We start from the raw sequence: 5,555 nt of genomic DNA, 5'->3' as shown, positions 1-5,555 counted from the left end.
GAAATGACTACTAAGGAAGTCAGTAAGGTAATAGGAGCGTTAGAAAAAATAATTGAAAAACGATATGAAAAGAAGAAGCGACAAAAGACAAGTGACCAGTAACAAATGTCCCCACAAGCACCAAGTGTTGCGCACAATAGGAGGGCATTGTACCGTAGAGATGACTGCTGTTTTTTGCCAAGATTGTGGGAAAAAACTCACTAAAAAAAAGTAGAAACCTAATGAGATTAAGAGTGTGGTATGGGCTTCGTAAGCTCACAAAAAAAGCCGTAAAAAAGCCCGCTATTGTTATTGTCTATGAGAACTCTTGGTATTGGAAAAACGAGGTTAGAATAAATCAAGCTATGAAAGTAATATATACTCGTTACCAAACAGAACAAGAGGCTTCCGATGCTCCTAATAGCAGATATACTTACATCTATTATGAGTTGTTTTTAGAAGATAGACTCTTTAAAAAATCTCCAGAACTCGCTATACAGTACAACAGCTATTCGGACAGAAAGCAGGTCAGTGAAGAGGAAAGAGAGCTTATCGCAAGTAAAATAAGAGCAGATATATACAAGTTCTACAATATTCAAGAGCCCGATAGCATACCAATCAATAGCTGGCAATTAATCATTAACCATTAATCATTAAAAAATGACCTATATAGTAACCATACGCAGTTGTGCAGTAGTCGTGAAACTGACCTATAAAGGTGGCAAATTCTCTAAGTTAGAGGTAAAAAAAGGCACTTTGGAGGGCGAGTACCTCAAACAAATAGGCCTGCTTATTCCGCCATTAGAAAGTCTTATAGATGAGTGGCAAGGCAGTTGGGGAGATAGGGTAACCTACCGAGAGGAAGAGGCGAACCCTCCGAGCTTATATGCTTTGTTCTTAGACGAATGGTTTGCTTTCTATAACAGATTATTTGGATTTGCTCCCAAATTCACTGGAGTAGACGGAAAAGCCCTCAAGCAAATCATCACCTACCTTACGAATAATTCAGCTGATGAAACAGAGGCCTTATCCACTTGGCAGTACCTGCTACAGAACTGGCAAAAGTTAGACGAATTCCACCAAAGGAATACAGACTTAAAGTATATAAATTCACAACTTAATAAGATTCTGCAAAATGCAAAACGAGGTAATAGTAAGGCAAAATCAAGCGTTAGCAACGATTTCAAACGAAGAGTTTTTGAGGGTTTATTCGCCGAATAACTGCCTTATGCACAGTGTAACAATCAAGGGGGTAAGTGATGCCCTAAGCCGTAATACTGTAAGTTTGGTAGAGATTAAAAAGGGTAAGGGACAAGCATTTTTAAGAAGCTACATCGCCCTATGGCTTATTGAGCTTAACGAGCTGCTAAATCTAAAAAATCCCCTCTCCGAAGCGCAAATAACCTTATGTACGGAACAAATCATCACGGACTACCATTTTTTGAAGATATCGGAGCTGTCGCTTATCTTCAAGCGAATTGTATCGGGGGAGTTTGGCGAGCTATATGAGCGTATCAGTATGCCTAAACTGATGAGTATTTTCCGAAAGTATGAACAGGAACGTACCGAGGTAGTAACCAGTGAAAGCCAACAAGCCCATGAGAGCTTCCGTTATCAAGAAAACCGAACCGAAAGCTATGATGATGAGATTACTCGCTGGTATAAGAAGATAAGAAAGTTTTGATTTGTGTCATTTTTATATTTTGATGAACACCCGCTAAAATCCAATTTGGAAATAAGTGGGTGTTTTTTTAATTTTGCACAGGAAAAACATTATTATGAAGACCTATACAATACAGCGAAAAGAACGACTAAAACAGCGTAATGAGTGCGTGCGAAAACTCTTTGAGAGCCTTAGTGGTCGTCACCCCCAATGGAGAGCGGAAGCTATTATAGCAGAAGTAGCTGCGCAGATGTATCTTTCCCCTCGTACAGTGGAGGCGATAGTCTTCTATGAAGGTATCTATGCAGAAAAATAATTGAAAAAGTTTTGGTAGTTAAAAAAATAGTTGTACTTTTGCAATGTCGATTCTGCGGATTCGGCGATACCAACGCCTATGTTAAGATTTATCTTTTCATAGGCGTTCGGGTTTATTGTAAGAACTCTATCTTTTCTAACTCTCCACCTCCTTTTAATATCCATACTTCACTTATCTGTTTTCCCTCTTTAATGCTAAATTTAATAAGTTTTTTAAGGTGTCCAATAGTATAAAGTTGCTCATCATAGTCTACCACAATACAATCAGACTGTTTTAACCCTCTTTTTATCATATTTGACACACTCTTTGTCGAATTGTTATGTCCTTCGTGCTCATAGAACTTATTTCCTACTTTAAAGTCGGGACATTTGCCCCAATAAGGGGTTCCCTGCAAATCGGCATAAAGTTGCTGATAAAGCTCATTCTTCAATGGTGAGTTAAACCTTGGTAGTATGATTGTTTCTTTGCCTTGCTTAGCGAAAAAGTCGCAACAGTTATATACACGTTCATAGTCTGACCCCTCCGTATTTACAAGGTTAGAAATAATAATCTTTCCTCCATTAGGGTATTCTTTTATCACCTTTTCAATATAGTGTTCTCCGAGCTTTTCCAATCGTTTTTCTACCTGCTTTCCTACTTCCTTAACGACTTTTTCGCTCATTCCTTTGGCGTATGGTATCACGGGAAATATCTCACCCGAAAGCGCAGGGTTATTAGCAAAGGCTTCTTTTATGGGTACCTCTTCTGTACGTACTCCTTCTGTTACTGGGTCAGCAGTAGGCTCTACATAGCAACGACAGCCCCAATCATTAGGAGGTAGGTGTGTTTGCCAAAAAGAATGCTCCACAGGTAGCGTAAGCCCATCCCAGGCACGGTGTGTTTCACGAGTTCGCTCATCGTGTACCGCGTGATAAGTAAGGTTAGGGTATATGCGCTTATTGGCTATATACTCCTCGTACTTTTGTGCTGATAAGGCATTGGCTACTGTTTGGTTGTACTCGGTTTGTAGCCAACGCTTGTTGTAGAGCGTGTCGAGCTTTTCAGCTTCCTTTTTAAATTCATTCCAAGGGAGTACACGCCCGTCTTTGGTAAGGGCCTGCTCTATCTGCTGCTTGAAGCTCGTTTCTTTGAAAGCTGAGAAGGTAGCTATATTGTGCTTGAGGCTACTAACCAAATCGGGGTTTGTTTGTTCTATGTTGGGGCTATAGCCTACTTCTACCGCTTTAGAGAGGTGCTTATAATAATACCTCCATAGCTTTTCCGATAGGGGTTCGCTAACACCTCTTTCTTGGAAAACCATACGAATATACTCCTCAATAAGCCTACTCAAGTCGTTGTCTTCCTTGCTGAGCTTTATAGGCTCATGCTCGGGGCAACAATGGGTGTGATAGTGTAACTTGAGTAGGCTTAGGCTTTTTTTGACTCGCCCTCACTACTTCCTCCAAAGGTAGAGGTAGGCATACTTTCTATTTCCACCCCATAAGTACGCTCTATATAGTCTTGGGTAAGGATATAGCCACGCCCTAAGAGTACCCCGTCTATAGTGATTTGCTTGTTAGGGTCTGTGGTTTTTTCTACGGCTATTTTGGCATTGTCGGGTATAGAGTAGCCAATGACACGCATAGCGGGCAAAAGTTGGTTATTGAGGAAAGCCAACATCTTCTTTTCGTCGGCATAGACAACCTCCTCCAAAGTGTTCTCGTGTACCGTTCCTTGTGCCTTGCTACTGCCGTTTTCGGTAGTCATTGTCTGGTGAAGTACGAGTTTGGAGAGTTCTTTATCCAACGCTTCAATCTTGCGGTAAAACACTTGGAAAGCATCGGCTTTGCTATTCTCCTTAATATCTACTTCTGTACCAATAGGAAAAACGCCATACGAAGCTGAACCCATTTCCTCCAACCACTGGGCAACTTCCTCTTTTACACTATCACTTTGTGAGGCGATTTTAGCTATACGTATAGGGATACCAAACAGCTCCTCGAACTCGTCCCAACTGCCCCATGAATGGCGCTTGAGGATAGCATAAGGAGTCGCTTTTTCGAGTAACCCCGAATGCTTGTAGAATCGTGCTACTAATACTACTTCTTGTACATCGCGTAGGTCTATGCCAGTGGTTGCATCGTAGTCTTTGAGCAGTACGTGCTTTTCGGGAATTACCAAGCCTCTATCAATAAGCTCTACCGCTTTGATTTCACCCTTGGTTACCTCTTTGAGCCATATAGGTGAATGCCCATGATAGATGCTTTGATGAGCGAACTCGATCACGTCCTCAAACCATTGTTTATCCTTGATATACTCGGTTAGGGTATCGTCCTTAATTTCATCGACAGCGATAATGTAGTCCTTATTGGTAGTTCGTAGGGTACGGTTTTCAGTGATACCAGTAAGGTGTCCGTCGAGGAGTACATCTTGGTATACCTCCTCCAATGGGTAAGTACGTGGGTAGTCCACACTATAGCGGGCATAACGTGCCGAGTGCCAATGGTTGAGTTCGGTACGCCATAGCCTGCGTTGTCTTTTGATGATATCCACCATCAGATTGGTTACCTGCTGAATGTTTTGAGCCGTATTTTTGCCCAAATGTACCTTCTTATTAAGTACATTGCCACTAAGGGTAACACTCTTTTCTATACGTTGTTTATGGGGTTGCTTTGCCATTATTTTAATTGATTGAATAAACGGTCTATTTCCTTTTTGACATTGTTGAATAAGGTTTTGGAGTCGCCTATAAATTGGCGCTTAGGCATACCTTTTAAGCCCTCGTTGTGTCTTAAGGCATACTCCTTATGAGTGTAGAAGGTAACCTGCATTTTCTCTACACGTGCCATAAATGAGTGTCGTAACTTGTTGCCTCCAGAGTTGTATCCTGTAAGGATAGCTCGCCCCTGGTTACGCTTGCCAAAGGGGGTAAGGGTGCCCTTTTTGCCTACCCTATCCGAGCGGTAACGAGTAAGGTCTCGTCCTCGTGTATCGGTAGTTTTGCGAGGTTGCCACTTCTGTAAGCCCTCATCATTAAACCCCTCATCTTGGAAGTTCTTTTGAATAAACTTGAGTCCTTCTGTTTTAAGTACAATAGGGATATCCTCTTTCACTAATCGTGCGAGGACTTCGAGGTTTCGGCGGAGTTCTGTAAAGTTGTTGTTAGCCATAATCACCAGTGGTTTTTATAGGTTTTTCGCCCTCCGAGCTTCATAAAAGGGGTGGGTGTATCGGGGGTGCCGTCGCCATCGGTGTCTTTGAGGCGCTTGGGTAGGGAGACTTCTATTTCTCCTTTGGCTATTTTTTCAAGCCATAACATAGCCTCGTCATACCTAAGCTTTGCCACTTGGTTGAGGGTTTTAGTTCGTCTTATATAGATTTCATGGATAACAATATCCTTGAGGTACTTCAGTAGTATCTTGCTGCGCTCATCTCCCTCTTTGGCAAAGATAGCTTCGGTATCGTAATACTTGTACAAGTAAGAAGCTATTAGGTCTATGCTTTCGGCAATGATTTCTGTTACTATCTGCTCGTCGCCTTGGGTGATAAGGTCTATTACCTCTTTGGTGGCTACGGTTTTGAGTTCTTCTTTGGTTAAATACACGTTACTAATGATTA

Annotated in this window: 8 protein-coding genes; 4 read left to right on the top strand and 4 right to left on the bottom strand. The window is 41.7% G+C overall.

Going from position 1 to position 5,555, the window contains the following annotated elements:
* Positions 1-221: 221 nt before the first annotated feature.
* The 4 genes from Q0625_RS01380 to Q0625_RS01365 all read left to right on the top strand — a co-directional run bounded on the left by Q0625_RS01380 (position 222) and on the right by Q0625_RS01365 (position 1,958).
* Positions 222-629, top strand: coding sequence for a hypothetical protein (locus tag Q0625_RS01380; RefSeq protein ID WP_298823109.1), 408 nt, complete (start codon positions 222-224; stop codon positions 627-629).
* Positions 630-639: 10 nt separating this feature from the next.
* Complete coding sequence (locus Q0625_RS01375; RefSeq protein WP_298823108.1) at positions 640-1,200, top strand: hypothetical protein; 561 nt, start codon at positions 640-642, stop codon at positions 1,198-1,200.
* A gap of 7 nt (positions 1,201-1,207) precedes the next feature.
* Positions 1,208-1,663: a DUF6633 family protein gene (locus Q0625_RS01370; protein WP_298823107.1), complete on the top strand. Its 456-nt coding sequence runs from the start codon at positions 1,208-1,210 to the stop codon at positions 1,661-1,663.
* 94 nt (positions 1,664-1,757) lie between these two features.
* Positions 1,758-1,958, top strand: a complete 201-nt coding sequence (locus Q0625_RS01365; RefSeq protein ID WP_298823106.1) for a hypothetical protein — start codon at positions 1,758-1,760, stop codon at positions 1,956-1,958.
* A gap of 112 nt (positions 1,959-2,070) precedes the next feature.
* Here the strand turns inward: Q0625_RS01365 and Q0625_RS01360 are convergent, their stop codons facing one another.
* From Q0625_RS01360 to Q0625_RS01345, 4 genes are all read right to left on the bottom strand, one after another.
* The gene (locus Q0625_RS01360; protein ID WP_298823105.1) at positions 2,071-3,288 is read right to left on the bottom strand and encodes a phage minor head protein; all 1,218 of its coding nucleotides are present in this window, start codon (positions 3,286-3,288) and stop codon (positions 2,071-2,073) included.
* A 77-nt stretch (positions 3,289-3,365) separates the two neighbouring features.
* A complete protein-coding gene (locus Q0625_RS01355; protein ID WP_298823104.1) occupies positions 3,366-4,616 on the bottom strand; it encodes a DUF935 family protein in 1,251 nt (416 codons plus the stop codon).
* A complete protein-coding gene (locus tag Q0625_RS01350; protein WP_298823103.1) occupies positions 4,616-5,107 on the bottom strand; it encodes a phage morphogenesis protein in 492 nt (163 codons plus the stop codon). The genes Q0625_RS01355 and Q0625_RS01350 overlap by 1 nt, the downstream gene beginning before the upstream one ends.
* Positions 5,108-5,109: 2 nt before the next feature.
* On the bottom strand, positions 5,110-5,555 hold a 446-nt coding region (locus Q0625_RS01345), incomplete at its 5' end, for a phage protein Gp36 family protein (RefSeq protein WP_366125059.1).

The sequence above is a fragment of the uncultured Capnocytophaga sp. genome (assembly GCF_938029845.1).
Lineage (GTDB): Bacteria > Bacteroidota > Bacteroidia > Flavobacteriales > Flavobacteriaceae > Capnocytophaga.
Note: the sequence above shows the minus strand (reverse complement) of the source record. Positions and strands in the feature narration are given on the sequence as shown.

Bases quoted from the DNA above. Each gene is read 5' to 3' on its own strand.
- Q0625_RS01375 (WP_298823108.1), top strand. From the start codon at position 640: ATGACCTATATAGTAACCATACGCAGTTGTGCAGTAGTCGTGAAACTG.
- Q0625_RS01370 (WP_298823107.1), top strand. From the start codon at position 1,208: ATGCACAGTGTAACAATCAAGGGGGTAAGTGATGCCCTAAGCCGTAAT.
- Q0625_RS01350 (WP_298823103.1), bottom strand. From the start codon at position 5,107: ATGGCTAACAACAACTTTACAGAACTCCGCCGAAACCTCGAAGTCCTC.
- Q0625_RS01355 (WP_298823104.1), bottom strand. From the start codon at position 4,616: ATGGCAAAGCAACCCCATAAACAACGTATAGAAAAGAGTGTTACCCTT.
- Q0625_RS01365 (WP_298823106.1), top strand. From the start codon at position 1,758: ATGAAGACCTATACAATACAGCGAAAAGAACGACTAAAACAGCGTAAT.
- Q0625_RS01380 (WP_298823109.1), top strand. From the start codon at position 222: ATGAGATTAAGAGTGTGGTATGGGCTTCGTAAGCTCACAAAAAAAGCC.